25 protein-coding genes, 1 tRNA gene and 1 pseudogene are annotated in these 26852 nt (G+C 54.3%); 11 read left to right on the top strand and 16 right to left on the bottom strand.

Translation table 11 applies throughout. The features are described 5' to 3' along the window. Position 1 precedes the first annotated feature (1 nt). Together yccS and JHD74_RS04440 are read right to left on the bottom strand one after the other, a co-directional pair. A complete protein-coding gene (gene yccS, locus JHD74_RS04445; protein WP_199061810.1) occupies positions 2-2137 on the bottom strand; it encodes a YccS family putative transporter in 2136 nt (711 codons plus the stop codon). A gap of 34 nt (positions 2138-2171) precedes the next feature. Beyond that, complete coding sequence (locus JHD74_RS04440) at positions 2172-2615, bottom strand: YccF domain-containing protein (RefSeq protein ID WP_024529621.1); 444 nt, start codon at positions 2613-2615, stop codon at positions 2172-2174. A gap of 203 nt (positions 2616-2818) precedes the next feature. Between JHD74_RS04440 and helD the strand changes: the two genes are divergently transcribed. Continuing rightward, positions 2819-4873: a DNA helicase IV gene (gene helD, locus JHD74_RS04435; protein ID WP_199061809.1), complete on the top strand. Its 2055-nt coding sequence runs from the start codon at positions 2819-2821 to the stop codon at positions 4871-4873. A 34-nt stretch (positions 4874-4907) separates the two neighbouring features. On the opposite strand, the gene JHD74_RS04430 is transcribed toward helD, so the two are convergent. Both JHD74_RS04430 and JHD74_RS04425 read right to left on the bottom strand, forming a co-directional pair. Further along, positions 4908-5366 (bottom strand): methylglyoxal synthase, encoded by a 459-nt coding sequence (locus tag JHD74_RS04430; protein WP_024529623.1) that lies wholly within the window; start codon positions 5364-5366, stop codon positions 4908-4910. A gap of 127 nt (positions 5367-5493) precedes the next feature. After that, positions 5494-6153, bottom strand: a complete 660-nt coding sequence (locus tag JHD74_RS04425; protein ID WP_199061808.1) for a DUF2057 family protein — start codon at positions 6151-6153, stop codon at positions 5494-5496. A 240-nt stretch (positions 6154-6393) separates the two neighbouring features. Between JHD74_RS04425 and JHD74_RS04420 the strand changes: the two genes are divergently transcribed. Then, positions 6394-6807 (top strand): CoA-binding protein, encoded by a 414-nt coding sequence (locus tag JHD74_RS04420; protein WP_024529625.1) that lies wholly within the window; start codon positions 6394-6396, stop codon positions 6805-6807. Positions 6808-6926: 119 nt separating this feature from the next. Here the strand turns inward: JHD74_RS04420 and hspQ are convergent, their stop codons facing one another. Continuing rightward, entirely contained in the window at positions 6927-7244 is a 318-nt protein-coding gene (gene hspQ / locus JHD74_RS04415; protein ID WP_021182046.1) for a heat shock protein HspQ, read from the bottom strand. A gap of 61 nt (positions 7245-7305) precedes the next feature. After that, positions 7306-8496, bottom strand: coding sequence for a 23S rRNA (cytosine(1962)-C(5))-methyltransferase RlmI (gene rlmI, locus JHD74_RS04410; protein WP_199061807.1), 1191 nt, complete (start codon positions 8494-8496; stop codon positions 7306-7308). 93 nt (positions 8497-8589) lie between these two features. Between rlmI and yccX the strand changes: the two genes are divergently transcribed. Next, positions 8590-8868 (top strand): acylphosphatase, encoded by a 279-nt coding sequence (gene yccX / locus JHD74_RS04405; RefSeq protein ID WP_021181988.1) that lies wholly within the window; start codon positions 8590-8592, stop codon positions 8866-8868. 7 nt (positions 8869-8875) lie between these two features. Here yccX and tusE read toward each other — a convergent pair whose 3' ends face one another. Together tusE and yccA are read right to left on the bottom strand one after the other, a co-directional pair. Continuing rightward, positions 8876-9205, bottom strand: a complete 330-nt coding sequence (gene tusE / locus JHD74_RS04400) for a sulfurtransferase TusE (protein WP_024485653.1) — start codon at positions 9203-9205, stop codon at positions 8876-8878. Positions 9206-9314: 109 nt separating this feature from the next. Then, positions 9315-9974: an FtsH protease modulator YccA gene (gene yccA, locus JHD74_RS04395; protein WP_021181987.1), complete on the bottom strand. Its 660-nt coding sequence runs from the start codon at positions 9972-9974 to the stop codon at positions 9315-9317. 228 nt (positions 9975-10202) lie between these two features. Here yccA and JHD74_RS04390 point away from each other — a divergent pair. The 8 genes from JHD74_RS04390 (at position 10203) to JHD74_RS04355 (ending at position 19203) form a co-directional block, all read left to right on the top strand. Next, a tRNA-Ser gene (locus tag JHD74_RS04390) sits at positions 10203-10290 on the top strand. A gap of 713 nt (positions 10291-11003) precedes the next feature. Beyond that, positions 11004-11879 (top strand): polyphosphate kinase 2, encoded by an 876-nt coding sequence (gene ppk2, locus JHD74_RS04385; protein WP_199061806.1) that lies wholly within the window; start codon positions 11004-11006, stop codon positions 11877-11879. 550 nt (positions 11880-12429) lie between these two features. Beyond that, on the top strand, positions 12430-13674 hold the full coding sequence (locus tag JHD74_RS04380) for an amino acid permease (RefSeq protein WP_024529673.1): 1245 nt from the start codon (positions 12430-12432) through the stop codon (positions 13672-13674). Between the two features lie 88 nt (positions 13675-13762). Continuing rightward, positions 13763-14341 (top strand): ATP-dependent Clp protease proteolytic subunit, encoded by a 579-nt coding sequence (locus JHD74_RS04375; protein WP_074031918.1) that lies wholly within the window; start codon positions 13763-13765, stop codon positions 14339-14341. A 363-nt stretch (positions 14342-14704) separates the two neighbouring features. Further along, positions 14705-15667 (top strand): ABC transporter substrate-binding protein, encoded by a 963-nt coding sequence (locus JHD74_RS04370; protein ID WP_024529675.1) that lies wholly within the window; start codon positions 14705-14707, stop codon positions 15665-15667. An 80-nt stretch (positions 15668-15747) separates the two neighbouring features. Next, entirely contained in the window at positions 15748-16650 is a 903-nt protein-coding gene (locus JHD74_RS04365; RefSeq protein WP_021178435.1) for an ABC transporter permease, read from the top strand. Next, a complete protein-coding gene (locus tag JHD74_RS04360) occupies positions 16647-17441 on the top strand; it encodes an ABC transporter ATP-binding protein (RefSeq protein WP_024485284.1) in 795 nt (264 codons plus the stop codon). Before JHD74_RS04365 ends, JHD74_RS04360 begins: the two co-directional genes overlap by 4 nt. A 163-nt stretch (positions 17442-17604) precedes the next feature. Beyond that, positions 17605-19203 carry an ABC transporter substrate-binding protein gene (locus tag JHD74_RS04355; protein ID WP_024529676.1) on the top strand — a complete coding sequence of 533 codons (1599 nt, stop codon included), beginning with the start codon at positions 17605-17607 and terminating at the stop codon, positions 19201-19203. Between the two features lie 65 nt (positions 19204-19268). On the opposite strand, the gene JHD74_RS04350 is transcribed toward JHD74_RS04355, so the two are convergent. The 8 genes and pseudogenes from JHD74_RS04350 to hycE all read right to left on the bottom strand — a co-directional run. After that, the gene (locus tag JHD74_RS04350; protein ID WP_199061804.1) at positions 19269-20483 is read right to left on the bottom strand and encodes an O-antigen ligase; all 1215 of its coding nucleotides are present in this window, start codon (positions 20481-20483) and stop codon (positions 19269-19271) included. A 19-nt stretch (positions 20484-20502) separates the two neighbouring features. After that, positions 20503-21672 carry a putative lipopolysaccharide heptosyltransferase III gene (rfaQ, locus tag JHD74_RS04345; protein ID WP_199061801.1) on the bottom strand — a complete coding sequence of 390 codons (1170 nt, stop codon included), beginning with the start codon at positions 21670-21672 and terminating at the stop codon, positions 20503-20505. Positions 21673-22077: 405 nt separating this feature from the next. Beyond that, positions 22078-24222 carry a formate dehydrogenase subunit alpha gene (fdhF, locus tag JHD74_RS04340; RefSeq protein ID WP_199061799.1) on the bottom strand — a complete coding sequence of 715 codons (2145 nt, stop codon included), beginning with the start codon at positions 24220-24222 and terminating at the stop codon, positions 22078-22080. A gap of 200 nt (positions 24223-24422) precedes the next feature. Then, positions 24423-24875 carry a hydrogenase maturation peptidase HycI gene (gene hycI / locus JHD74_RS04335; RefSeq protein ID WP_024529680.1) on the bottom strand — a complete coding sequence of 151 codons (453 nt, stop codon included), beginning with the start codon at positions 24873-24875 and terminating at the stop codon, positions 24423-24425. Continuing rightward, positions 24872-25288: a formate hydrogenlyase maturation HycH family protein gene (locus tag JHD74_RS04330; protein WP_199061797.1), complete on the bottom strand. Its 417-nt coding sequence runs from the start codon at positions 25286-25288 to the stop codon at positions 24872-24874. Before JHD74_RS04330 ends, hycI begins: the two co-directional genes overlap by 4 nt. Continuing rightward, the gene (locus tag JHD74_RS04325; RefSeq protein WP_024529682.1) at positions 25278-26063 is read right to left on the bottom strand and encodes an NADH-quinone oxidoreductase subunit B family protein; all 786 of its coding nucleotides are present in this window, start codon (positions 26061-26063) and stop codon (positions 25278-25280) included. The genes JHD74_RS04330 and JHD74_RS04325 overlap by 11 nt, the downstream gene beginning before the upstream one ends. 1 nt (position 26064) lies before the next feature. After that, positions 26065-26610: a hydrogenase 4 subunit H gene (gene hyfH / locus JHD74_RS04320; protein ID WP_199061795.1), complete on the bottom strand. Its 546-nt coding sequence runs from the start codon at positions 26608-26610 to the stop codon at positions 26065-26067. Between the two features lie 10 nt (positions 26611-26620). Beyond that, positions 26621-26852 (bottom strand): annotated as a pseudogene (gene hycE, locus JHD74_RS04315) (hydrogenase large subunit); the annotation flags it as partial.

The following is a 26852-nucleotide window of genomic DNA, read 5'->3' as shown; positions in this document are numbered from 1 at the left end:
ATCAACCGGCTTGAGTAATTTGTGTATTAAGTGCCGTCAGCTCTGGTAGCAATTCGAGCACCAGGCCAATTTGCTGCAACACCAGCTGTTCTTTGCTTTCCGGCTCCGGAACCAGCGCAGTAATACGCTTGGAGAGGCCTTCCAGTGCCTGCGTGATACGCTGACGATCATGAGCGTCGAGGTGTAATGCACCATCAACATAGCAAACCGCATCGTTGAGCAAGTCCAGCACGGCGGCACTTTCCAGGCGCTCACGGTGGGCACCCAGGGCGGAAATATAGCTCAGCAAGGTATGGTTAAGGCACAGCAGGCGGAATGCCGCTTCCTGAATGGTTTTATCGGCCTTGGGATCAACAGACATGTTAGAGATCACCGACGCCAATTCGGCATCGCTATTATGGGCATCGCGGCGGGCAATACGATAAGGCAGGCTGTTATCCTTGCCCTGATGGTACTGCACCAGAATGGCATCCAGATAGCGGCAGTCGGCATTCAGTGTCTTGCGCACCATGGCCGGTAACTGACGGAACTTCCAGTCTGGCCAGATAAAACTCACCGCTGCCCAGGCGATGGCACAACCCAGCAGGGTATCGTAGACGCGCGGGGCAGCCACTTCGAACCCTTCGCCCAGCAGGTTAAAGCATAGCAAGACCAACAGGGTGATAAACATCGTGGCGTGGGCATATTGCACGGTTCGGAAGGCGAAGAACAATACTCCGGAGATCACGATCAGGATCAATTGCCCTTCCAGTGAGGGCACAAAATACAGGATCGGCAGGCCGATCAAAATGCCAGCCAGAGTGCCGATGATCCTTAACGCCAAGCGCCTGCGTGTGGCGTTGTAGTTGGGCTGGCAGACAAACAGGCTGGTCAGCAGGATCCAATAACCGTGCTGCATTCCGGTCAGTTGAATAAACGCATAGCCCACGCATAACACCACGGACATACGGATGGCGTGGCGGAATAGGGCGGATTGTGGTGTCAGGTGGCGGCTGATACGCAGGCGAATATCACTCCAACCGGTGAGCCGGTCGTCTGACAGGTTGTTTTCCTCGGCCTGGCCACTCGCCAGGGACTGCTCAGACTCGATATTGGCCAACTGGGCGTCAATTGCCCGTAAATTCTTGAGCAGATGAGATAGCGCTCTGGTCAGTTCGCGATTTTCTGGAGTAACGGTAATCCGGGTCAGCGCCTCTTCCAGGCGCGAAAAAGCGGGTTCAAAACGCGGGCTATGCAGATATTTCTGCCGTAGCAGTATTGATTGCGCCAGTTGCTGGCAGGCACGGGCCTGCTTGGCCAGTAGCCGCTGGAAGCGAAACAGAATATCGCTGTGGCGAAACTGTTGGCTTAGCGCCTGATACTGTACGTGAGAAGAACTGGCGCGTTCATGGATATCCTGAGCGACAAAATAGTAGTGTAGCGTTCTGCGGGTGCCGCGTTGGCCACGGTCGCCTTTCAAGCGGGTCAGCAGTGAAGCCTTGGTCAGGTTAAGCGTGGTGACCAGCGTGCTATTGGCCATTGCCACGTCCACCCACGGCAGATCGGCGTCCGATTCGGCATCTGGATCGAACAGGTTGGCCTTGGCATCCAGGTAGTTGGCCAACTGTTCATAGCAGCGGGCCAGGTTTTCCTGCAGGGGCTTGATAGGAAATAGCAGATGGCCGATCAGCGTCAGCAAGTTGTACCAAATGGCACCGATGATCAACAGAACCGGTTGCTGGTACCAGGCGTCATACATGGAGGTGCCAAGCATGGTGTAGACGGCGATCAGCAAGGCACCGAAGGCGATAGTGGCGTAACGCTGTCCTAATGCCCCCAGCAGAATAAAGCCGCAGGTTGAGGTCGTCAGCCCGAGGGCAAACAGCCAGGGGTAAGGAAACAGCAGTTCAATCGATGTCGAGGCCACAAAAAAGCAAACTAGCGTAATGAGCAGGTTTCGCAATCTTCCTGCCAGCCGGTCGTCAAGATCCGTTAGCGCCGCAGCAACGACACCCAGCGTTAGCGGAATGGTCAGTGTAGGGACCCCCAACCACCACGGCACCGCAGAGGCCCCGGCCAGCGCGATAAAAATACGCAGGTTATAAAGCAGGTTGCTGTTATAGGTATAACGCCGAATTTTGGGTGCAAAAGAGAGCACGACAAGCTCCTAAATGGGAGAAAAGTTAACGCGATTAAAAGCGGCGGCGGGCGTTCTCGATCCGCGCCTGTTGTGCAACCTCAACGGGAACGACGCGGCGGCCAACTGGCCACAGGGCGATAGCGGCTATCTTGAAATTGGCGATGCCTACCGGAATACCAATAATGGTGATGCACTGGGCTATGCCCGCAATAATGTGTGACAGGCACAACCACCAGCCGAACAGGACCAGCCAGACGATATTCAGCAAAGAACCGCCGGCAGCCAGCAGGGCATTGCTTTTCTCAGGGTATAATTCATCGACATGGATCGCTTCGTTGCCAAATGGCAGCAGGGAGATTTTGGTAATTTCCCAGCAGGAGCGGGTCAATGGCAGGGTGAAAATCAGCACGACGCTGAAAAAGGTGGCAATCAGCCAGCCAAGCGTGGTGAAAAAACCACCCAAAACGAAATTAAGAATGTTCAATACAGTACGCATAGTCGTCATTCTGCTCTAATGATGGCCAAACGGCACGAGGGGGAAGTATTCATCAGCATAACGCAAAAACTATTCTACCCTTTTTTTAACGCTAGAGTGCCATTGCTTAACGCGGGTAAACTGGTAGCAATGCTACCCTATGGATTTCAAGCTGCAGCTTGAAAGACGACGGGTATATCTCAACATGATTATGGCGTGGGTATATGGAACTAAAGGCGACATCGCTGGGTAAACACCTGGCACAGCATCCTTACAACCGCGTACGGTTGTTGCATGCCGGCGTTGAGGTGAGCGGCGAGAAGCATGAATACCTGATCCCTTTCAACCAGTTGATTCAGGTGCGTTGTAAACGCGGGATCGTCTGGGGGGAGCTCGAGTTCGAACTGACGGATGAAAAGGTCGTACGCCTGCACGGTACCGAATGGCAGGAAACCCAGCGCTTTTACCACTATCTGCAGCAGTCCTGGCAGCAGTGGAGCAGCGAGATGAGTGAAGTGAGCGCCGAGGTATTGCAACAGCAGGTCGATCATATCCGGCAAATTGAGCAACAGGACAAGTGGTTCAAGCGTGCCGAATTGAGCAACCTGCAGCAGCAGATCCGCCAGTCGTTTGGCGCCTTGCCAATGCCGGTGGCGCGGCTGGAAGAGTTTGAAAACTGCCGTGAAAGTTATCACTTGTGCCTGCAGTGGCTCAAGTCTGGCCTGCGCAGCGTGGCGCAACGTAATCAACGGTGGTGCGACCGGATGCTGGAAACCCACCAGGATTTCTTCCAGAGCGTTGAAACGTCACCGTTGAATGAATCGCAAAGCCGGGCCGTGGTGAACGGCGAGGATGCCGTGCTGGTACTCGCAGGGGCTGGCAGTGGCAAGACCTCGGTGTTGGTGGCGCGGGCGGGTTGGCTGCTACTGCGTCAAGAGGCCGAGCCGGAGCAGATCCTGTTGCTGGCATTTGGGCGTAAAGCCGCCGAAGAGATGAACGAACGCATCCAGGAACGTTTGGGCAGCGTGGCGATCCAGGCGAAAACGTTCCATGCGTTAGCGCTGCAGATTATCCAGCAGGGTAGCCGCAAAGCGCCGGTGATCAGCAAGCTGGAAAGCGACAGTAAAGCGCGCCGGACGTTGCTAATCACTCACTGGCAACAGCAGTGCAGCGAGAAGAAAGCGCAGGCCAAAGGCTGGCGGCAATGGTTAACTGAGGAGCTGGAGTGGGAATTGCCCGAGGGCGATTTCTGGCATGACAAGCGTCTGGCGGAGCGTTTGAGCGGGCGCCTGGAGCGCTGGCTTGGCTTGATGCGCACCCACGGAGGTAGCCAGGCAGAAATGATAGAGCAGGCCGACGAAGAGATCCGCGATCTGTTCAGCAAACGCATTCGCCTGATGGCACCGTTGCTGAAAGCGTGGAAAACCGCGCTGAAGGATGAGGGAGCGGTCGATTTTGCCGGGCTGATCCATCAAGCCGTTAATCTGTTGGAAAAGGGGCGTTTTATCAGCCCGTGGAAGCATATTCTGGTGGACGAGTTCCAGGATATCTCACCCCAGCGTGCGCAACTGCTGGCGGCACTGCGTAAGCAAAACAAGCAGACCAGCCTGTTTGCCGCCGGCGATGATTGGCAGGCGATTTACCGTTTCAGCGGGGCAGAGCTGTCGCTGACCACCGCCTTTGCCGAAAACTTTGGCGTAGGCGATCAGTGTGCGCTGGATACCACCTACCGCTTTAACGATCGGATCGGTGAAGTGGCCAACGGCTTTATACAGCAGAACCCGCACCAGTTAAAAAAGCCGCTCAATAGCCTGACCAAGGGCAACAAAAAGTCGGTGGTTATCTTGCCGCAGGAGCAGTTGGAAGCGTTGCTGGACAAGCTAAGTGGCTATGCGAAGCCGCAAGAACGGATCTTGGTGCTGGCGCGCTACCACCATCTCAAGCCGGAGGTGTTGCAAAAGGCGGCGACGCGTTGGCCGAAGCTGAATATCGAGTTTATGACCATTCATGCCAGCAAAGGCCAACAGGCCGACTACGTGATCATTGCCGGGCTGTATGAAGGCAAGGATGGATTCCCGGCGGAGGTCCGTGAATCCGTGCTTGAAGAGGTATTATTGCCTCAGCCTGAGGATTTCCCGGATGCGGAGGAGCGGCGTTTGCTCTATGTCGCTCTCACGCGGGCCAGGCATCAGGTTTGGTTATTACAAGATCGCGAGCGCCCGTCGGTATTTATCGAGCAGTTACAAGATATTGGCGTGCCGTCGCAAAGAAAGCCGTAAACCACAGGCCTGGCACTACACCAGGCCTTGGGCATTATTTCAGGCGTTCGGCAAGGTACTTTTCGTAATCCGGAATGGCGATCACCACTTCGCTCTTGAACAGCGAGGAGTCGATCAGGAAATCGGCGGTGGAGCGGTTGGTCGCTACCGGGATATTCCAGACAGTGGCCAGGCGCAGCAAGGCTTTGACATCGGGATCGTGGGGGACGGCGTTTAGCGGGTCCCAGAAGAAGATCAGCATATCAATTTTGCCTTCGGCGATCAGAGCACCCACTTGCTGATCGCCGCCCATCGGGCCACTCAGCATGCTTTGCACCGGGATACCGCTAGCCCGCTGGATCAAATTACCGGTGGTACCCGTGGCATACAACTGATGCTGGGCAAGTATCTCTTTATTGTCTTCAACCCATTTCAGCAAGGCCTGCTTGCGGTGGTCGTGAGCAACGAGCGCAATATGCTTGCGGGTTGCGATGGTGCGGGTGGTTTGTTCCATGTCGCTATCCTTGGAAAATCGAATGATGCGCCACAGATTACTGAAACTGTATTTCACTGCCTAGTGCTAACGTGGGAAATTGCGAACAAACCACGCCTTTACGGCATAAAGGCGTGGTTGGCAGCCTTTAACGGTTGCGAGATTGGCCAGTCCAGGTGATAAACCGTTTTTGCGTTTCGGGATCGGCGCGCAGGAACCAGTATTGCAGCATTTTCTCGGCAACGTTGTCGCCGTTCAGGGGGATAATCGCTGGGCTACCCTGTGCCGCCGAGATCACGCTGGCACGCAGATGTGCTAACGCCGGAACGGAGGCCTGGCGATTTTGAGCGTTATAATCGGCAACGATCTTTTCCAGGTCATTCTCATTGGGTGCGTTGGTTAGCGGTAATACATCACGTTTGATCGCCAACGGCTTGCCGTGGTTACCCAGAATTTTATAATTTGGCGCTTTATCAAAGCGCAGGGCATCCTGCTCATTCTCGATACGCGGTAGCTCAATAGTGACGGCGCTGACGTTTTGGCTGTTGAACACCACAATCTGCGCGGATGAAGTGTAAAGCACCTGAGACCGTGGCTCTTTACGTACGGATTTGGTGACTTTGAACAATAGCTGATGCTGCCCGTCATTCAATTCCAGACTATCGGCCCCTTTTAACAACGAGCCCGTCATTTGCTTGCCGTCGACCACCATCAGCTCGATGTCCGGGGAAAGCTTCAGGGTCGTAGCTGCGGCCGAAACGCTCAGCGATATTCCAAGCAGCCCCGCAACCACCAGACCAAATTTCATCGTTACTTCCTTTTCGTGGAACAGATGACTAGTGTTGGATACGCCACTAGTTATGTCAAATCTTTTCAGAATGCCGTTTAATTTACATTTACACATATTTAGATAACATTTGAAATGGTGCACTAGGTCAAACCTACCTGCGAATAGTATAGCCGCGGACCGATAACAAGTTTTAACCGATGCTGGCGTTTCGGTTACACTGATGAAAAGGCATTCCCGGCAAAATATCAGGAGCAAAAAATGCAAGACCTAGCAATTGCAGAGGTACTGACGCAGGTCAAAACCATTGCGCTGGTGGGCGCCAGTGATAAACCGGCTCGAGCCAGCTATGGCGTAATGGCTTATTTATTGGCGCAAGGCTATCAGGTCATTCCGGTGAGCCCGAAGCTGGCCGGGCAGACGCTGCTTGGCCAGGCGGTTTATGCCACATTGGAGGATATTCCTCACCCTGTCGATATGGTGGATGTGTTCCGTAACTCGGAGGCGGCGTATGGGGTGGCACAGGAGGCCATTGCGATAGGTGCCAAGGTGTTGTGGTTACAAATCGGGGTGATCAACGAACAGGCGGAAGCGTTGGCCAAACAGGCCGGGTTAAAGGTGATTATGGATCGTTGCCCGAAGATTGAGATCCCGCGACTGGGGTTGGCACGCTGATTGAATGAAAACGCCAGGGTTGGCCCTGGCGTTTGAGACTGCTGATAGACTCCAACCCGTTACGCTACGGGGGCGCTATACGCTGCGCCCGCTCGGCGTTGGTTTCTCAGGCTTGACGCTTAGTTACGCAGCCGTGGGGCTTGCAACTGGCTGCGAATGGATTCCGCCAGCTCATCCAGAGAAGGCTGTTCAGGGTGTGCATCCTGTGCTTCTCCCGCCAACTGCGCTTCGGCCAGATAAGTGTGAACCGGCTGGCCTTCATCGTCTTCCATCACCACGTGATACCACGGGGCGAGGCGCAACTCGTCGTTGGCTGCAATCTCGTCTGCTTTTGGGTGTTCCAGAGAGTATTCTGGATCGACATCAATCACTACCCCCAAATACCCCAGCAGCCGGTGGCGAACCTGCTGACCGATACCGAATTTGCTGGCTATCATATGACCTCCTGAGAAACAGTACATTGAACTCTATATGAGGACAAAAACAGCGCATTTCAAGTTACATCACCCGGCACGCAAACCCTTTCAGATACAAGCCTTCAGGATAAGTCGCAATCACCGGGTGATCGGCAGCCTGTCGGAACTGCTCTACAAATTGTACATCACGCCCGGCATCTACGGCAGCATCGGCCAAAATTTTCTGGAACAGATCGGTCGGCATCAGGCCAGAGCAGGAGAAGCTGAGCAGAATGCCGCCTGGGTTCAGCAACTGGAAGGCTAACATATTGATGTCTTTATAACCGCGACAGGCGCTGGCCAACTGATTTTTATTTTCGACAAACTTCGGTGGATCCATGATGATCAGGTCAAATTTCTCACCCTGTGTGCGGTAGTTGCGCAGCAGTTGGAATACGTCATCACGTACGAACTCGGCCTTGCTCAAATCCAACTGGTTCAGTTCGACGTTCTGCTTGGCGATGTCCAACGCAGCCTGTGAAGTATCTACGCTAATGACCTGCTCACATCCGCCCATCAAGGCTGACACGGCGAAAGCGCCGGTATACGAGAAGCAGTTGAGCACGCGACGGCCTGCGGAATAGTTACGTGCTGCCAGGCGGCTGTCACGCTGATCGAGATAAAAACCGGTCTTGTGGCCTTGTTGAATGTCCACCAGCAGTTTCATACCATGCTCGGTGATTGGCAGCAGGGCTGGGGGCAGATCGCCCAGTACCGGGCCTTGGGTGAGCGGCAAGCCTTCTTTCTTACGTACGGCAACGTCTGAACGATCGTAGATCGCGCATTCTGGGTAGCAGTGCTGGAGAGCAGAAAGCAGCGGGGCGCGCTGATATTCGGCACCGGCCGAAAGTAGCTGTAAAACCAGGAAGTTCTGGAAGCGATCGATGGTGATACCCGGCATACCGTCAGATTCACCAGCGATCAGGCGGTAACCGTCCAGCCCATCACGCTTTGCAACCCAATCACGCCAGCTCTGCGCTTGCTGCAAGCGGCTGATAAAGAAGGCGATATCAATCTCTTCATCCTGCTTGAAGGTCCAGACGCGTGCGCGAATTTGCGATTCTGGTGAATAGGCACCGCGTGCCAGCCATTTACCCTGGCTGTCATGGATATCGATGGTTTCGCCGGACTGGGCTTTACCTTCGACACGGAGAACAGCGCCAGAGAAAATCCACGGATGGCGACGGAGTAAGGACTTTTCACGTCCTTTGGCAAGGATCAAGCGTGCGGTCATAATTAAGTATGCTGCCAGATAGAGAAAAAAGAGTGACACACTCTGGGCATCAGCGCAGAGAATGCCTGTAATGAAATCGATCAGGAGCCGATTATGACACAAGTTTGTATTGCCGCGTATGTCTATGGTGTGGTGCAGGGGGTAGGATTTCGTTATAACACCCAACACCAGGCCACGGCTTTGGGGTTAACCGGTTATGCACGTAATCTGGATGACGGCAGCGTGGAAGTGTTGGCCTGTGGAGAGCAACAGGCCGTTGACCAACTGATGGCGTGGCTGAAAAGCGGCGGCCCTCGCAGCGCCCGCGTTGACCGCGTGCTGGTGGAGCCGCGTGGGGTTGCCGAATATAAGGGCTTCAGTATCCGTTATTAACCCGTGGCTAGATACACTTCACCGGCTTTGGCAACCCGGCGATCTTGGTCGCCTGTTTGGCCGGGCCTTTCGGGAACAGGCGATACAGATAGCGGCTGCTGCCTTTCTCTTCGCCGTATTTTTGCGCCATCGCCTTGACCAGCATGCGAATGGCCGGTGAGGTATTAAATTCCTGATAGAAGCTACGCACAAAGCGTACGACTTCCCAATGCGCTTCGCTCAGTTCAATCTCTTCCTGTGCCGCTAACAGTGGGGCCAGCCCTTCGTGCCAGTCGGCGCTGTTTTTCAGGTAACCCTGGGCGTCAGTTTCAATCGTCTGACCTTCAAACTCCAACATACAGCCTCGGTGATCGGTAATTCATTGCGGCCCACAGTCTAGCAAACTTTTGCCCCGGCAAAAATAAAGCCCCGCATTGCGGGGCTCAGGTCAAAACAAAAGCGCTGTATCAGTTGCTGCGGGCGAAGCCCAGAATGCTCAGCAGGCTGATAAACATGTTGTACAGCGAAACATACAGGCTGACGGTAGCACGGATATAGTTGGTTTCACCGCCATGAATGATGTTACTGGTTTCCCACAGCATGGCACCGGCAGAGAACAGAATAAACAGTGCGCTAATGGCCAGGTGCAGGGCAGGGATCTGCAGGAACAGGTTGGCGATAACCGCCACCAGCAGCACCACGAAGCCAGCCATCATCATGCCAGACAGGAACGACATGTCTTTACGGGTGGTCAGCACATAGGCCGAGCAGCAGAAGAACACCACTGCGGTACCGCCCAGCGCCAGCATGATCAGGTCACCCGCGCCAGCGTTCAGGAACGAGCTCAGGATCGGGCCAAGGGCGTAGCCCATAAAGCCGGTGAAGGCGAAGGCCGCCAGAATGCCGGCAGGGCTATTGGCCAGTTTATGGGTCAGGAACATCAAACCATAAAAGCCGACAAGCATTAACAGCAGCCCAGGAGCCGGTAAGCCCAGCATGGTGCTGGCGGTTGCGGTCAGTGCTGAGAAGGCCAGCGTTAACGACAGCAGAAAATAGGTGTTACGCAGGACTTTATGCGTGCTTAGCAAAGAGTCGCGCGAGGAGGATGAGACGACAATGCGGTCCATATGATCTCTCTTATCAGGTCATCACAAAATTGATCATGATGATAGTGCAGTGCAAGCCATTGATTAAAGATTGTTTACCATTCTTTACCCTACGTGACTACTAGGGTATTGCCGTACCCTGATTGCTGATTTCTTCATCGGTCAGATTGCAGATGCCGTTTTTTCGTTCGGTTGAACGGTTTCAGGCTTTACAACGGGATCGGCTGTGTTTATAGTTCGCTGCATTACGGAGGGGTGGCCGAGTGGCTGAAGGCAACGGTCTTGAAAACCGTCGACGGGAAACCGTTCCAGAGTTCGAATCTCTGCTCCTCCGCCATATTATGAATGACCCCAAGCTCAAAAGGCTTGGGGTTTTTCGTTTTTGGTGATTCTGGGTATGCTATCCAGTAAACATAGTATCCGCTCCAGACCGGCCAATAGTAGGGATAAGACGGTATCTGGAAGTAACGTCATCAAGCCGGCGATCGCCATCAAAAAACCCATCCAAAGCGGCGATCGCGGACTGAAACAAAAGCTGACGCACAGGCCGCTGAGCAAGGAATCAACGACATTACCCTGCGTGATGACGGAAATGTGTAAGGTATTGACCCAGGGCCTTTCGTTCGCAGTACGCATTACGCGTGAAACCATGACGGGGCTCATCGTGACGCCCAACAAACCTATATCCCCACCAACGCTAGAGCGGCTATCAGTTTACTGTCTGCGAACAAGGCAAATAACACCAGGTTTTGAACAAGTGGTTTGGGAAGTAACGGAACCAGAAACGTTGTTAATCGCTAATTCAAATAACTAATGATTTTAAAATCATCTCACTAGTCTTTGTTAAATGCTGTTGGTTGTAGTGATTCGGCCAGAGAAGAGGGTTCGCAGCATGAAGAAATAACAGCTAGGATATTGTATGGGATGAGATCACGTGTTTGCTCATCGACTCCTGACTCCTTATTCGCCCCGCATAGGCAGCCCCAAGCGCTGTGATGGGAGGTTCAACGTCAGGCTAGCGACATATTGAATATATTGTGGGGTAACCTCATGACTAACGGAAAGAAAACCAAAATCGTACCCGCAGCCAGTCTTTCAAAAGAAAAGAACCCCAAGCGCATATCAGGCAACGGTGTGCCACAAAGAAAAGGCACGGCAAAAATACCGGAAAAAAAATATCAGCAAGAGCTCAGGTTGTTACACGAAGAACTTGTCCATTTACAAAGTTGGGTGATAGCCAAGGGGCTGAAAGTATGCATCGTATTTGAGGGGCGCGATGGGGCTGGCAAGGGCGGCACGATAAAAGCACTGACCGAAAGGGTCAGCCCGCGAGTGTTCCGTGTTGTTGCCCTTCCTGCCCCAACCGAACGTGAAAAAACCCAAATGTACCTGCAACGCTACATGCCATACATGCCAGCAGCAGGAGAGGTCGTTATCTTCGATCGTAGTTGGTATAACCGAGCTGGCGTCGAGCGAGTTATGGGTTTTTGTACGCAAGAGCAGACGCATCAGTTTTTGGAGACGGTTCCGATGGTGGAACGATTAATGGTGGAGTCTGGCATCATTCTCATCAAATACTGGCTGGATGTCAGCCCAGAGGAACAAGAACGTCGATTGCGTGCACGTATTGATGATGGCCGCAAGACATGGAAGCTTTCAGAGATAGATATCCGTTCTTTCGAACTCTGGGACGACTATTCCCGAGCCAGGGATGACATGTTCGCCGCCACAGACAGCCTTTGGGCTCCTTGGTTTGTGGCTAATTCAGAAGACAAAAAGCGGGTTAGACTAAATGTTATCCACCATTTTTTGCAGCATATTCCCTACAAGCGGTTGCCGAAAAAGAAGATTAAATTGCCTAAACGCAAAATCGGAAAATATCATTCACCAGACTATCCTTTGAAACATATTCCTGAGATTTTTTGAACAAAGCAGCCATTCTAATTCATGGTGATTTGCTGTTTAAAAACGCATGGCGTTTTTATCCATTGAGTAGCAAAAACTGACGGCGAAAACGATGAGCCTGTAAAATCAGAGGGCTGACGGGTAGTGACGGAATATGGCTGATATAATGGGGATTGTTATGGAATGATGCTGGTTATTCTAACCTCGGCAGGCGAACCATTCGCGACTTTCCCACATTTTTTATGTCCTCTGATCACATCCTGCAAAAATCCTCGTACACACCAGCCAGACAATAATCGTCCGAAGCACAAAGGTTGCTGGTGCGGATCGCGTCATAAAGCCCTAGATGCCGCTTACCCTCAGGCTGTTCGCTGAATCGCTGCAATAATCATCCCTCCTTAAAGAACACAATTGGATCCCTCAAGTAATCGTGATTGGCACTCGTTTATAGGGCCGTACACTGTATAACCAAGTGATGTTGTTTCATATTTGTGAACAAAAAGTAACAACTAACCCTCTAGACGCTAACTTTTCCTGGTCATTAACGCTACCGGGTATCAAAGGATGATATATGTCTTGCGAAAACATCGGCATTTCCCCGGCATTAGCCGCAGGGGAACGGACTTTTGCACCCGTCAAATCACTGACTTTTCTTGAAGGGGTAGCAATGATAGTCGGCACTAATATCGGTGCAGGCGTGCTTTCTATCGCGTACGCTTCCAGTAAGGCGGGTTATTTACCTTTGCTATTCTGGTTGGTACTGGTTGGCTGTGTAACCACCATCACTATGCTGTATGTCGCTGAATCCACCCTTCGTACCCGAGAACATCTGCAACTAAGCGGCTTGGCACGGCGGTATGTCGGTGGTTTTGGTTCATGGGTCATGTTCGCTTCAGTATGTGTCAATAGTGTCGGTGCGCTTACTGCTTACATGTCAGGTAGCGGCAAATTATTACAGTCTCTGCTTGGTATTTCACCTGCGCTCGGCAGCCTGCTGTTTTTTATCCCGGCGGCGTTGGTGCTGTATCTTGGCTTGAAGGCGATAGGCCGTGGCGAAAAGTTTATCAGTATTGGCATGGTTGTCATGCTGAGTGCTCTGGTTATCGCGACGCTATTGAAAGAGACCACCCAGATGCGCAACCTGCTTGACGGTGATTGGCTCTTCATGGTGCCCGTGTTCAGTGTGGTGGTGTTCTGCTTCTCTGCCCAATATATTGTGCCTGAGATGGCGCGCGGTTTTGCGGATAAGCCAGCACAGCTTCCCAAGGCCATTATTGTCGGGATGGTAACGACTTTTGTGTTGTTGGCGGTGGTGCCGATGTCGGTGATCGCGCTCAGTGGGTTGGGTAATATTTCTGACGTGGCGACGATCTCGTGGGGGCAGGCGCTTGGCCAATGGGCTTTCTTTTCTGCCAATATCTTTGCGCTATGTGCCATGCTGACATCCTACTGGGGGCTAGGTGGCAGCTTCGTGAGCAATATTTTCGATAAGTTCAGGTTAGGGGACGATGAACGGCCGTTGCGACGCTTCGGTGTGTTGATGGTGGTCGTTTTGCCACCGTTCGCGCTGGCCTACAGTGGTCTGGTTTCATTCGTCAATGCGTTGTATTTCGCCGGTGTATTCAGTGGAGTGATCTTGTCGATCATGCCGATACTGATTTTGCGCGGTGCCCGCAAGCATGGCGACCAGGTACCGCTCTGGCAGTGTAACTGGATCACGCATCCGCTGTTGCAGGTGAGTATTGTACTGCTGTATCTGGGAAGTGCGGTCTATGCGATTGCGTCACTGTTTGGATATTTGCCAGCTGGCTGGTGATTGTTGCAAGGCTAGTGGCAACGATTGCTGCTATGGTTATCTTTGCCATGTTCGGCCAGGATGTTAGATAAAACAGTCGAGGTACAAGATGGAAGAGAAAACGGAAATAAGTACTCCTCAGCGCGATGCCTTTTTGGATGAGAGAACCTTCAAGTCGCGAACTATCCTGCTGTTTGGGCAGATCAACGACACGGTGGCCTACAATGTCGTCAAGCAACTGGTGGCGCTGTCCGACGAATCCTCCGCGCCGATTAATTTCCTGATTTGTTCACCTGGTGGTCATGTAGAGTCGGGTGATGTGATCCACGATGTCATACGCTTTATTAGCGCTCCGGTAAATATGATCGGCAGCGGTTGGGTAGGGAGCGCCGCGGTTAATGTGTTCTTATCGGTGCCCAAGGAGCGTCGCTTCTGCCTGACCAATACCCGTTTTCTGATCCACCAGCCAAGCGGTGGTATCGGTGGTCAGGCTACCGATGTGGCGCTTCAGGCCAGAGAAATTATCCGCATCCGGGAAAGAATCGCTACCTTGATCGCCAAGGAAACCGGGCAAAAGCTGGAAAAGGTCTTGAACGACATTGACCGCGATTTTTGGATGCCGGTGGCAGAAGCGATCGACTATGGCCTGGTATCAAAAGCCATTGTCAGCGAAAAAGAAATAGTCTGAACATAGCGCAACAGCCCACCGCATCATCCAATCCACAAATTACCCCATCAGGCCATTTTGTTCAGTTCCATAACCCACAAGCTGTGCGGGTTATGGACGCTGTAAACGGCCTGCGTATTATCAAGCCCAATAGCCCACTCGCGAGGGATGTCACCAAGGCCGTGAACCGAACATAGAGAGGTTAAAAGTGGCGGTTTGTGACCCGAATCACTGCCCCGTGTAAGCGTAGAGGGTGTTTTCTTTTAATTCTGTATATTAACCACATGATAACAAAACGTTATCCGATAGATGGCGGTAAAACACTGTGCTAGGATGATTAATCACCACCTCTGGCACCAACGCCAACTTGAAAAGGATATGACCATGCCTTTGAATAATAAAAATATTTTTGTAGCTCTCGCCGCTGCCTTATTTGCAGTCAGCAGTTACGCGGCTGCGCCGAAATCCGTGGCGATCCTCTCTATCGTTGACCATCCGGCATTGGATGCCACCCGTGATGGGGTGATTGATGAGCTAAAGGCTGCGGGGTATGACAAGGATAAGGTCAAGATCCAGTTCCAAAGCGCGCAGGGAAATACGGCCACCGCTGGGCAGATTGCACGTAAATTTATCGGTGACAAACCCGATGCGATAGTGGCGATCTCAACACCTGCGGCCCAGTCCGTGGTGGCGGCGACCAAGACCATTCCGGTGGTGTTCACTACGGTAACCGATCCGGTGGCGGCCAAGCTGGTGAGTAGCTGGCAGCCGAGCGGCACCAACGTTACCGGCGTTTCAGACAGCGTAGCCATCGGCCCCCAGGTCGATCTGATCTTGAAGGTTAAGCCCGATGCCAAACGAGTCGGCATGGTCTTCAGCCCAGGGGAAGTCAACTCGACGGTGGTGGTCAAAGAGCTGAAAGAGGAATTAACCAAGCGTGGGATGACGTTGGTTGAGGTTCCTGCCGCACGTACTATCGACGTAGCCCCAGCGGCGAAAAGCCTGGTAGGCAAAGTCGATGTGATCTACACCAATACCGATAACAACGTTATCTCCACCTACGAGTCGCTGGTTGGCATTGCCAATCAGGCAAAAATCCCGTTGATCGCCGGTGACAATAGCGTTGCCAAACGTGGTGCGGCTGCGGCGTTGGGGATGAGCTATTACGATCTGGGCCGTCAGACCGGTAAAATTGTTGTCCGCCTGTTAGAGGGCGAAAAGCCCGGCACTATCGCACCTGAGGTAGGTAACAAGCTCAGCCTGAGCGTCAACCCTGCTGCTGCTCAGAAGCAGGGTGTCACTCTGCCGGCGGAACTGGTGCAATCAGCACAAGAAGTCATCAAATAACGATCTGCGTTGAATGATGGTTTACATCGGGTGTAAATGGCCTGCCGCAGGTGGCGGGCCAAGATGTTTATGAGGTACGCATGTCGTTAATTTCCCTGATGGGCGCTTTGGAGATCGGCCTGATCTTTGCGCTGGTCGCGTTGGGCGTATTGATCTCCTTTCGCTTGCTCAATTTTCCCGATCTGACGGCCGATGGCAGCTTCCCTTTAGGGGGGGCAGTAGCCGCGGTGATGATTGTCAGCGGTTATAACCCTTGGCTGGCGTGTTTACTGGCGGCTATCGCGGGTGCCGGTGCTGGCTGTTTGACGGCTTGGCTGCACGTGCGGCTCGGTATTTTGCAACTGCTAGCCAGCATTTTGGTGATGATTGCCCTGTATTCCATCAACCTGCGCATTATGGGGGCGCCAAACCTGGCCCTGATCGGCTTACCTAGCGTTTTCACTCCCTTCATCAGTCAGGTTGAGGACAACGCGTGGCTCATCCAGCCGCTATTGCTGCTGGTGGTGGTCGTCGTCGTCAAACTGGCACTCGACGCGTTCTTGACCTCCGAGGTGGGCCTTGCGCTGCGGGCTACCGGAGCAAATCCGCGCATGGCACGTGCTCAGGGGATTGCGACCAGTCGGTTGACGGTGATCGGCATGGCGGTGTCCAATGCGCTGATAGCGCTGGCGGGGGCACTGTATGTACAGACTCAGGGGGGCGCCGACATCTCCATGGGGATCGGCACCATCGTGGTTGGGCTGGCGGCGGTGATCATCGGTGAGACGCTGTTGCCTGCCCGTAGCCTGTTCCTGATTACTATGGCGACCCTGTTAGGGGCATTGCTGTACCGCCTGATGATCGCTCTGGCCTTGAATGCAGACTTTATCGGCTTGCAGGCGCAGGATCTGAATCTGATCACCGCGCTACTGGTTACGTTGGCGCTGGTCCTGCCGAAGTTGAAACAAAAATTGAAAAGCAAGCGGGGGAGGCAGCCATCATGATGCGTGCCGAGCAGCTGTTTAAAACCTTTAACCCTGGAACCCCGCTGGAGAACCCGGTATTACGTGGCCTGTCGTTGAACATCGAGGCAGGGCAGTTTGTGACGGTCATTGGCAGTAATGGGGCAGGGAAGTCTACCTTGCTCAATGCGGTCAGCGGTGATATTACCCCCGATCGCGGCCAAGTGTTTATTGGCGAACAGGACGTTACCCTGATGCCCGCCTGGCGCCGTGCCGGTATGGTCGCCCGTGTGTTCCAGGATCCGCTGGCGGGAACCTGTGAAGGGCTGAGCATTGAGGAGAATCTGGCACTGGCTCTGCAGCGCGGCCAAACCCGAGGATTTCAGCGTGCCGTCAAGAGCAAACAGCGGCAGCTGTTCCGTGACAAGCTGGCCACGTTGGAACTGGGGCTGGAAAATCGTTTAGGGGATCACATGGGCCTGCTGTCTGGCGGGCAGCGTCAGGCGGTCAGCCTGCTGATGGCGTCGCTGCAGCCTTCTCGTCTGCTCTTGCTGGATGAACATACCGCCGCGCTCGATCCTAAAACGGCGGCCTTTGTGCTGGCACTAACCGACCGTATTGTCGCCGAGCAGCAATTGACCGTACTGATGGTGACGCACTCCATGCGCCAGGCGCTGGATCATGGCCATCGAACCGTGATGTTGCACCAGGGGCGGGTGGTGCTGGATGTTGTCGGTGAGCAGCGGGCCAACATGCAGGTCACCGATCTGCTGGCGATGTTTGAGAAAACACGTGGTGAAAAGCTGGATGATGATGGGCTACTGCTGAGCTGAGGTTGCTCACTTTGTTGGGGCGCGGCATGCTGCGCCCACGCAGCTGAATAAAACAGCAAAAACAACGGTTTTGGCATAACCTGAGAGCAATTGGTTATTTGCCTGGGTTCCCTGTCCGTGCTGAGATTGTCGCCTGATAAAAAAGTCAAACAAGGCGATGACCATGTCTACAGGGAAAACGCTGCTCGCGCTGGCGCTGAGCACACTCTTACCGGCAAGCGCTGCTATCGCGGCAGCTAACGATACGCTGATTTATTGCTCCGAGGCGTCACCGGAGTCGTTCAACCCGCAGATTGCCAGTTCTGGCCCAACGTTTGTTGCCAGCTCGCAGGTGCTGTATAACCGCTTAATCAATTTCGATCCGGTTAACAACACGCCAACGCCGTCATTGGCAACCGAATGGAAGATTTCTCCGGATGGTAAAACCTACACCTTTACCCTGCGCCAAGGGGTGAAATTCAACAGCAACAAAAACTTCAAGCCGACCCGCGATTTTAATGCTGACGACGTAGTGTTTTCGGTGTTACGCCAGAAAGATCCAAATCACCCCTACCACAAGGTATCGCAGGGTAATTACGAATATTTCCACGACGTAGGTCTGGATACGCTGATTAAGGAAGTGAAAAAGCTGGACGATTACCACGTTCAGTTCGTTCTGAGCGAGCCGAACGCCGCGTTTCTGGCCGACTGGGGGATGGATTTTGCGTCGATCCTTTCCGCCGAATACGCCGATGCGATGCTGAAAAAAGGCACGCCAGAATATGTGGATACCTGGCCAATCGGCACCGGCCCTTACGTCTTGCAGCAGTATAAAGTCGATTCACTGATCCGCTATGCTGCCAACCCCAATTACTGGGATGGTGAGGTACCGACCAAGCATCTGATCTTCTCCATAACGCCGAACGTACAGACGCGCCTGGCGAAACTCCAGACCAACGAGTGCCAGATTATCCCCGCACCGGCTCCGGTACAGTTTGATGAAATCAATAAAAACCAAGATCTGACCCTGCATAAGGTAGATGCGCTGAACGTCGGTTACCTGGCGTTTAACACCGAGAAAAAGCCGTTGGATAACGTGCTGGTGCGCCAAGCCCTAAACTATGCCACTGATAAAAAGGCGATAGTTAACGCGGTGTTTTTAGGTTCGGCCACGGTGGCGAAATCGCCGTTGCCGCCAAATATGCTGGGCTTTGATAAAGACCTGCAGGATTACGGCTACGATCCGCAAAAAGCCAAGGCGTTGCTGAAACAGGCCGGGTTGGAAAAAGGCTTTGAGATCACGTTGTGGTCGATGCCGGTTCAGCGCCCGTATAACCCGAACTCCAAGCGTATTGCAGAGATGCTGCAAAGCGATTGGGAAAAGGTCGGCGTGAAGGCGAAGATCGTCTCTTACGAGTGGGGGGAATATCTTGCCGGGATGCGTAAGGGCGAGCATGACACCGCGCTGTTTGGCTGGATGTCCGATAATGGCGATCCGGATAACTTTGCCGAGGTATTGCTGGGCTGCAACAGTATCAAAACCGGCTCGAATGCCGCGCGCTGGTGCGACAAAACCTATGATGGGCTGGTACAGCAGGCCAGGTTGACTAGCGTCCCTGCCGAACGTGCGAAACTCTATGGCCAGGCGCAGGAAATCTTCTACCAGCAGGCTCCGTGGATTGCGCTGGCGAATGGTAAAACCTTCTATGCCACGCGCAGCAACGTCAGTGGTTATAGCGTCAGCTTGATGGGCAGTGATTTCTCCAAAGCCAAACTGAATTAACCGCAGGCCAGATTGAAAACGGGGGGCTGCAACGGCACCCCCAGAATACAATGAGACGGTTGAGGTTATTTAGGCTGCCGAACAACTCTGGAGCCAGCAAGTACGGCGGCCAACACCATAAACAGATGCCCTTCGGCGGAATCCAGCAGGAACGAGTTGAACAGGTGGCAGGCCAGATAACTGCCGAGCACGGCAACCAGCAGGTTGCGGCAGGCTGTTGGTTGCTGCCAGGCCGCTCGGAAGCAGCACCACATCCAGCCCAAAAACAGCGCCAACCCCAGCAAGCCATTTTGTACCGTTTCCAGCAGGTACTCATTGTGCGGGTTATGCACGCCGTAACCGGTCTGCGCGTTGCCATACCAGAAGCTCCCGGCCCCGTTCCCCAGCAGCGGGGCCTGTTTTATCAGGCGTAGTGATTCGCGGGCAAAGGCGGTGCGTTGCCCCATCGAGTTGTCGCAAGCTTGATAGGCCTGGTCTGCCGGGGCCAGCACGCAATTGCGCACCTCCGCAAGGCCGAGCGTCAGGCGCTCCGTCGCTCTATTGGGGATAAAAATCAGCATAATGGCCAGCAGCAAGCCACAGGCTAGTACCCCCAACCGCTGCCAGCGGGGCAGCGTCAGCAGCAACCAAAGCCCCACGCCGACCAATAGCGCCACATAGCCGGTGCGCCCCTGTACCATCAGCAGCACGTTCGCCGTTGCCAGCAGAACCCATGCCCCATAACACCAGCGCAGCACGCCTGATTGCCCAAAAGCACGGGTTAGCCATATCAACGCAGCAAACGCCATAAACACGTTCTGGGTTATCTGCAGTTTAAACACCGTTGGATTCTGCGGATCGAGGCCACCCAGCGTCACATGCCCGCCCCCCGAAGCCAGGCTGATCGCCAGTATCACGGCATTGGCGAGCAGAAAACCGCTGATAAACCGGGTGATAAGCCTGGAGTCGCTGAGAAAGAACAACGCCAAGGGCAATACATACAGCAGTTTTTGATACTTGCCGACCATCTTCGGGCCGTATTCGTGGTGCTGGGTCAATAACGAGGCGGCCAGCAGTGCGAACATCAATGCGGGCAGCCACACCAGCGGTTGTTTGAGCAAAGGTATCAACTGGCGAAAGTCGCGCTGCCACAGCAGACATATCGCCGCCAACACCAGCGAAGCATTCATCAGCGCATTGGACGTCGGTAGGGACGCACCGAGCAAAAACGCCGTGAAGCCAAACAGCCGAAGGCGGGCAGGGGAGAGTAACGATACAGAACACGGTTCGGTGGATGACATGAAGTGGCTCAAATCAGGGTTAATTAAACACGGTGTCATTCACCGTGCGGGAAGTTGGTATTTCCAGGCAGGTAAGCTGGCGGTTTATGGCCCGGATAACCTCATTGGCGGGAATAGCGTCCAGATAACGTTCCGGGGTAGCGGTGTCCACCTCGTCGGGTTGCGGTAATGAGCGGTAGTTGCCTGCCCATAACAGGATGTGCTGAGCCTGCCAGGGGGACCACTGTTGCAGATTGCTGGGGCCGAACAGCACGACGGAAGGCGTCTGCAAGGCGGCGGCCATATGCATTGCTACCGAATCCACACCGATAAACAGCTTCGCCCGATCGATCAAGACGGCAAGTTCCGGCAGGTCCAGGCGACCGGCCAGATTGACCACCCGTTGTGGCATGGAACAGTGGGCCAGAATAGCGGCTATCATGGCGATCTCATCGGCAGAACGCCCGCAGGTCAGCACCACGGTTTCTCCGCTGGCGGTGAGATAGTCGATAATCCGTGTGAATCCCGCCACCGACCAGGTTTTGAACGCCCAGCGCGCGGTAGGCTGGATCAGCACGAAATCCGTCAGGTGATGATGTTGGCTGAGGCGGTCGATCTCATCGACATCGCGCTGTCGGTAAGCCTGAGTGACCTTGGTCACCAATGTCGGTAATGCCAGCGGGGCCAGAATAGCGAGGTTATTGAGCACGGTGTGCCGTTGGTCATGCCCGTCCACCGGCACCAACAACGAATGGCAGGCACGCCACAGTCGGTTATTACGCTTGGGGTAAGCAAATCCCAGGCTGAACGTCGGTTTGAGAAAGCGGCAATACAACGCAGCCCGCCACTGGTCGGACAGATTAATCACCAGGTCGTAGTGTCCAGTGTTGAGGCTGTTCCACAGGGCTTGCTCACCGCGATACTGTGCCTTGCAGCCCTGCCGTTTTAGGCTTCGATCGACGGTATAGGTCAGATAGACATCTCGATTACCTGCCAGCATCGCCTCGGTGCCGTCATACACCAGCACGTCAATCAGGGCGTTGGGGTAATTGGCGCGCAGCGTACTGAGCAACGGAGTAGTTAGCAGGACGTCACCAAAGTGACGCAGCTTGATAACCAGGATGCGCTGTACCCGTTCGCGGTGCAGTAATCGGTTGGGCAAGCGGCGATCGGGTAACCCGGCTTTGCCAGCACTCGTCACGAACGTCATATTTTGCTGATGTATCCCAGAGATCGATAATCTGCCGTGCGGACCTTTTCATCTGTCATCTTCACTTTTCCTGTTTATTGAAAGCCCGTGATTTCGACGCTTGTGGCCGACGTGTTATGCATGGGGTTCAAGATGCAGCAAGCCTCACGACACCCAAGGCGATCTTATAGGTGGCGGAAAGACAAAGATAATTGGTTGTACAGATCAATACGATCAGACCGATCGTTGAAAACGATCAATCCTTGACAAAGTAAGGGGGTATTGTGCGGGGTTGCTAGCCACGGGATAAATCGGGTATTGGGAGTTTTAGTATGGCAGCCACTGGCAGAAGTGTGGGGATGAATAGCGGGTGGTGAGAGATGCGTGGAAAGCCGAACCTCGTCCCTGAGGTTCGGCTTTTACAGATTAGCCTGCAGCGGCCTCGCGTAGGCGCTGTTTAATCTTGCTGTACTCCTGCTGAACATAGTGTTCTGCCTGCCCTTGATCCTTAATCGGCTCAATCTGCACGGCGCAGTATTTGTATTCCGGCGTTTTGGTTATCGGGCTGAGATTTTCCGCCACCAGCTCGTTACAGGCACCGATCCACCATTGGTAGGTCATGTAGATCGCACCCCGGTTAGGGCGTTCGCTGACGTTGGCACGGGTAATGACCTTGCCCTGACGTGAACGTACCCACACCAATGCCTGATCCTCAATCCCCAACCGTGCGGCGTCTTCCGAGTTGACTTGCACATAGCCCGGCTCATCGGCCAACGCGACCAGTGCCTTACAATTGCCGGTCATCGAACGGCAGGAGTAATGGCCCACTTCGCGTACCGTCGACAGCACGAACGGGAACTCATCGCTGAGCTGATCGATCGGCGGAGCCCACTCACAGGTAAAGAACTCCGCTTTGCCACCGGGCCGAGAGAATTCCCCGCCTTCGTACAGATAAGGCGTACCCGGGTGATCCAACGTTGGGCAAGGCCACTGAATGTAGGCCAGGTCCGCCATTTTCTCGTAGGTAGCGCCGTAATAGATCGGGCACAGCTCGCGCAGTTCATCCCAGATTTCCTGCGTATTGTTGTAGTGCATCGGATAACCCATGGCCGTCGACATCAGGCTGATGATTTGCCAGTCCGTCTTCACATCGCCCACCGGCTCCACTGCTTTATAGAAGCGTTGGAAGCCGCGGTCTGCCGCGGTATACACCCCTTCATGCTCGCCCCAGGAGGTTGCCGGGAAAATAACGTCGGCAATCGCGGCGGTTTTGGTCATGAAGATATCCTGCACGATCAGCAGATCCAGCTTCTCAAAGGTTCTGCGGATGGTGGCTAAATCCGGCTCCGTTTGCAGCGGATCTTCCCCCATGATGTAGTGCGCTTTGAGTTTGCCATGGTCGATATTGTGCGGCACTTCGCTCAACGCATAGCCGATCTCGGCGGGCATTGCGTCGATCCCCCAAGCGTTGGCAAACCTTTCCCGCGCCTCGGCATCCGTTACCTGGAAATAGCCGGGCAGGGTGTTAGGCAACGCGCCCATATCACAGGCACCCTGAACGTTGTTCTGTCCGCGTACCGGGTTGACCCCGACGTTCGGCTTGCCCAGGTTACCGGTCAGCATCGCCAGGCTGGTCAGCGCACGCACGGTTTCCACGCCCTGATAGAACTGGGTGACGCCCATGCCCCACAGGATGGTGGCCGTTGGCGCACTGGCATACATGCGTGCCGTTTCACGGATCTGCTGGGCATTGAGACCCGTGGTTTTTTCAACCGACTCCGGTGGGTAGCCCGCCACGATGGCGCGATACTCATCGAACTGCTCGGTCTGCTGTTCAACAAACGCCTGATCGTACAGATTCTCCTCAATCATCACATGAGCGAGTGCGTTGATCAGGGCGATGTTGGAACCGTTTTTCAACGGCAAATGGATATCTGCAATACGCGCCGTTTCGATGTAGCGTGGATCGCAAACAATGACCTTGGCCCCTTTCTCCTTCGCCTTGAGAATGCGGCGGGCGACAATAGGATGCGAGTCCGCAGCGTTATAGCCGAAGACAAAAATACACTGGGTATCCTCAATCTCGCAGATGGAGTTACTCATGGCGCCGTTACCGACCGATCGCTGCAGACCTGCAACCGAGGGGCCGTGTCAGACGCGTGCGCAACAGTCGATATTGTTGGTACCGACGGTGGCGCGAGCAAATTTCTGCATCACATAGTTGGCTTCGTTACCGGGCCCGCGCGAGGAGCCGGTCGTCATAATCGCATTCGGGCCGTATTTTTCTTTAACGGCCAGCAGGCGCGAACTGGCGAACTCAATGGCCTCTTCCCAAGACACCGATTCCAGTTTGCCACCCCGTTCCCGGCGGATCATCGGCGTTTTCAGCCGTGGCGTCAGGATCTTGGTATCGTGAACGAAATCCCAGCCGTAATACCCTTTCAGGCATAGCTCGCCCTGATTGGTCACGCCGTTAGCGCCTTCGGCCTTAACGATCCTGCCGTTGTCGACTATCAGGTTGATTTTGCAACCTGAAGCGCAATAAGGGCAGACCGTGATGACTGTTTTCATCTCCTGCACTCCTTGTTAAACCTGTTCGACATTGCTCAACACGCCACTGGACTAGAAAATCTCCCCGGTGACGAAAAATGTGTCTCACTTATTTGAAGCATAAATTGTGCCACGCTGACTTGATGTGGATTAATGACTGGCATTTATTGTCATCATTTCCCCCCCCCAAGCTTTCGTGCTGCGGTATTAGGCGCTGCTATTCAGAGCCGCTCAAAGCTTTCCCCCGTATCCCATATTGATAACCGTTGATAAATCACCCGTACCGCCTGCGTCACTTTCTCCGTCATCGGGAAATAAAACATCACCACGTCCGGCTGAACGCCGAGAAATATCACTTCCTCAATATCCTCACGTAGCTGATCGATCAGGAAATTGAGCGGCATATTGTGGGTGCTCATAAAGAACATCTCGGCAATATCGTCAGGATTGACGATGCGGATCTCGCCGGGCGCCAATTCCATATCGGTGGCATCGACAATCACCAGCCGGTTGGGCTTAAGATCGCGGATCTGATGGGTCACGTTTTCCGGTGTGGAGCCGCCGTTAACGGCGATCCAGCCCTTGATCGGCGTTTCGGCCATCATCTCGGCCAGCAAGGGCCCGGCACCGTCGTCCCCCATCATGCTATTGCCTACGGTAAGTACCACATTCATGGGTTCGTCACCTTCTTCACAATCAGATAGATAGCAGGCTCCCGCTCAATCTCGGCGAGCAAGCCGAGCAGCTTGCTACTCCATTCGCTAAAGGGCACCGGTTGGCTATCAATCAACGGGGCCAGGGCATTGGCCAGCAGGCTGGTGTGGGTGGAGTCGATGGTGATTTCGCCGAAGGTCAGCAGGCCACGCATCTTGCGTTGGGCCTCACCCTCCGGGAACTGCTCAACCCAGGTTTGATACTGCGGCAATGGGCAGCTCAGCTCGGTATTCAGGCAGTCAATCACCCCTACGTGGTGGCCAATTGCCAGCGAGTAATACATCACTTGCTGCGCCTGGGCAGGCATGTCGTCATCGCTATCAAGGAACTTCTGGCGTAATGACCAGAACACCGCTTTACCTTCATTTTGCATGGGTAAGCTCCTGTTGCAGGCAGTCAACCAGGCAAGCGACAATCTCGCGCAGGCGAGGATCGCTTTCCTGTTGCAACCATTCCTCCAGGCGCAACGTGGCCGCATCCATGCTGGCACCGGCCAACAGAGAGAGGAAACGGTCACTGATGATGCGGCCTTGGTAGTAGCCCGCCAGACGGCGTGCCTCGCGTTCAATCAGGACGCGGGTATGCAGTGGGATGCCTGGCAGCAGCAATGCAGCCTTTTCGTCTACCTGCTCAAGGTGGTTTTCTCCCTTCAGCTTTTGCTCCAGCAGGCCCAGGGCCACGGCAAAGCCGTAGATCGTAGCGGCAGGTGTCGGTGGGCAGCCGGGGATCCACACGTCAATCGGCACGATTGACTCGCTGCCGCCCCAGACGCAGTACAGATCGTGGAAAATCCCGCCGCCGCAGCCGCAGGCCCCGTAAGAGATACAGATTTTTGGATCGGGGGCTGATTCGTAAGCTCTGAGCGCGGGCACGCGCATGGCTCGGGTGACCGCGCCGGTAAACAGCAGAATATCGGCATGGCGCGGTGAGGGGACTACCTTGATACCAAAGCGCTCGGCATCAAATACCGGCGTGATAGCGGAGAAGATCTCAATCTCACAGCCGTTACAGCCGCCGCAGTCCACGCGATACACATAGGCCGAGCGTTTGATATCCTTCAGCAGCTTGCTCTTGAGTTTGGCGGTCTGTTCATCAACGGTGATCGGCGTGCTGCGGTGATGATTAACCTTGATATCGGGCATCGTCATATTATTTCGCTCCCGTCGGCTGGCTCAGTTTCATCGGCCGATGCTGACTCAAAGTCTGTTTACGCTTGCAGGCGGGGCAGGTTTCGAACTGGGGCCGTAAGGCCTCAATGCTGTCTGCCCCCATGCCCGCGTGGGCCAGCAACGCCAGGGCGTAATTCACCGATTTGGTTGGCGTAAAGGGCTGCTGGCAACTGCGGCAGTTGAGCAGGGTAAAGGTGGCGCGGATATACAGATCGGGCTTGTGCATCACCGCCATTTCAAACTGTTCCGACAGCCTGATTGCCCGCGTCGGGCAAACCTCTTCACAGCGTGCGCAGAAGATGCAACGGCCAATGAACAACTGCCAGACGCGCTCGCCGCTGGCTTCATGGGTTTCCATGGTTAACGCATTCGCCGGGCAGGCCACGGTGCAGGCGCCGCAGGCGATACACTGCTCAGGATCGTACTCTGGCTTGCCACGAAAACCCGGGCACACCTCTAGCGGCTTAAACGGGTATTTCACCGTGACTTCACCGGCCTTCAGGATGGTTTTAAACAGTTTCAGCATGATCCCTCCCTCACTTGCACGGTGAATTGGTGCGTTCGATCCCGTAACGTTCAATCTCCTTGTACGGCACGGTCTTCGCCTTACGCTTGTTGATATCGATCAGCGTGACGCGGTCGGTACAGGAGTAGCAGGGATCCAGGCTGCCGATAATCAGCGGGGCATCGGAAACCGTATTGCCGCGCAGCATATAACGCAGCACCGGCCAGTTGGCGTAGGTGGCCGCCCGGCAGCGCCAGCGGAAC

Source organism: Serratia sp. ASV30, assembly GCF_016428815.1.
GTDB lineage: Bacteria > Pseudomonadota > Gammaproteobacteria > Enterobacterales > Enterobacteriaceae > Chania > Chania fonticola_C.
Note: the sequence above shows the minus strand (reverse complement) of the source record. Positions and strands in the feature narration are given on the sequence as shown.

What these genes read in the sequence shown, in the direction of transcription:
- JHD74_RS04370 (WP_024529675.1), top strand. Translation starts at nt 14,705, where the DNA reads ATGCCTTTGAATAATAAAAATATTTTTGTAGCTCTCGCCGCTGCCTTA.
- yccA (WP_021181987.1), bottom strand. Translation starts at nt 9,974, where the DNA reads ATGGACCGCATTGTCGTCTCATCCTCCTCGCGCGACTCTTTGCTAAGC.
- JHD74_RS04375 (WP_074031918.1), top strand. Translation starts at nt 13,763, where the DNA reads ATGGAAGAGAAAACGGAAATAAGTACTCCTCAGCGCGATGCCTTTTTG.
- JHD74_RS04355 (WP_024529676.1), top strand. Translation starts at nt 17,605, where the DNA reads ATGTCTACAGGGAAAACGCTGCTCGCGCTGGCGCTGAGCACACTCTTA.
- hycI (WP_024529680.1), bottom strand. Translation starts at nt 24,875, where the DNA reads ATGAATGTGGTACTTACCGTAGGCAATAGCATGATGGGGGACGACGGT.
- yccX (WP_021181988.1), top strand. Translation starts at nt 8,590, where the DNA reads ATGACACAAGTTTGTATTGCCGCGTATGTCTATGGTGTGGTGCAGGGG.
- JHD74_RS04420 (WP_024529625.1), top strand. Translation starts at nt 6,394, where the DNA reads ATGCAAGACCTAGCAATTGCAGAGGTACTGACGCAGGTCAAAACCATT.
- JHD74_RS04430 (WP_024529623.1), bottom strand. Translation starts at nt 5,366, where the DNA reads ATGGAACAAACCACCCGCACCATCGCAACCCGCAAGCATATTGCGCTC.
- tusE (WP_024485653.1), bottom strand. Translation starts at nt 9,205, where the DNA reads ATGTTGGAGTTTGAAGGTCAGACGATTGAAACTGACGCCCAGGGTTAC.
- rfaQ (WP_199061801.1), bottom strand. Translation starts at nt 21,672, where the DNA reads ATGACGTTCGTGACGAGTGCTGGCAAAGCCGGGTTACCCGATCGCCGC.
- hspQ (WP_021182046.1), bottom strand. Translation starts at nt 7,244, where the DNA reads ATGATAGCCAGCAAATTCGGTATCGGTCAGCAGGTTCGCCACCGGCTG.
- JHD74_RS04330 (WP_199061797.1), bottom strand. Translation starts at nt 25,288, where the DNA reads ATGCAAAATGAAGGTAAAGCGGTGTTCTGGTCATTACGCCAGAAGTTC.
- JHD74_RS04350 (WP_199061804.1), bottom strand. Translation starts at nt 20,483, where the DNA reads ATGTCATCCACCGAACCGTGTTCTGTATCGTTACTCTCCCCTGCCCGC.
- helD (WP_199061809.1), top strand. Translation starts at nt 2,819, where the DNA reads ATGGAACTAAAGGCGACATCGCTGGGTAAACACCTGGCACAGCATCCT.
- JHD74_RS04360 (WP_024485284.1), top strand. Translation starts at nt 16,647, where the DNA reads ATGATGCGTGCCGAGCAGCTGTTTAAAACCTTTAACCCTGGAACCCCG.
- ppk2 (WP_199061806.1), top strand. Translation starts at nt 11,004, where the DNA reads ATGACTAACGGAAAGAAAACCAAAATCGTACCCGCAGCCAGTCTTTCA.
- JHD74_RS04325 (WP_024529682.1), bottom strand. Translation starts at nt 26,063, where the DNA reads ATGACGATGCCCGATATCAAGGTTAATCATCACCGCAGCACGCCGATC.
- JHD74_RS04380 (WP_024529673.1), top strand. Translation starts at nt 12,430, where the DNA reads ATGTCTTGCGAAAACATCGGCATTTCCCCGGCATTAGCCGCAGGGGAA.
- rlmI (WP_199061807.1), bottom strand. Translation starts at nt 8,496, where the DNA reads ATGACCGCACGCTTGATCCTTGCCAAAGGACGTGAAAAGTCCTTACTC.
- hyfH (WP_199061795.1), bottom strand. Translation starts at nt 26,610, where the DNA reads ATGCTGAAACTGTTTAAAACCATCCTGAAGGCCGGTGAAGTCACGGTG.
- JHD74_RS04365 (WP_021178435.1), top strand. Translation starts at nt 15,748, where the DNA reads ATGTCGTTAATTTCCCTGATGGGCGCTTTGGAGATCGGCCTGATCTTT.
- JHD74_RS04440 (WP_024529621.1), bottom strand. Translation starts at nt 2,615, where the DNA reads ATGCGTACTGTATTGAACATTCTTAATTTCGTTTTGGGTGGTTTTTTC.
- JHD74_RS04425 (WP_199061808.1), bottom strand. Translation starts at nt 6,153, where the DNA reads ATGAAATTTGGTCTGGTGGTTGCGGGGCTGCTTGGAATATCGCTGAGC.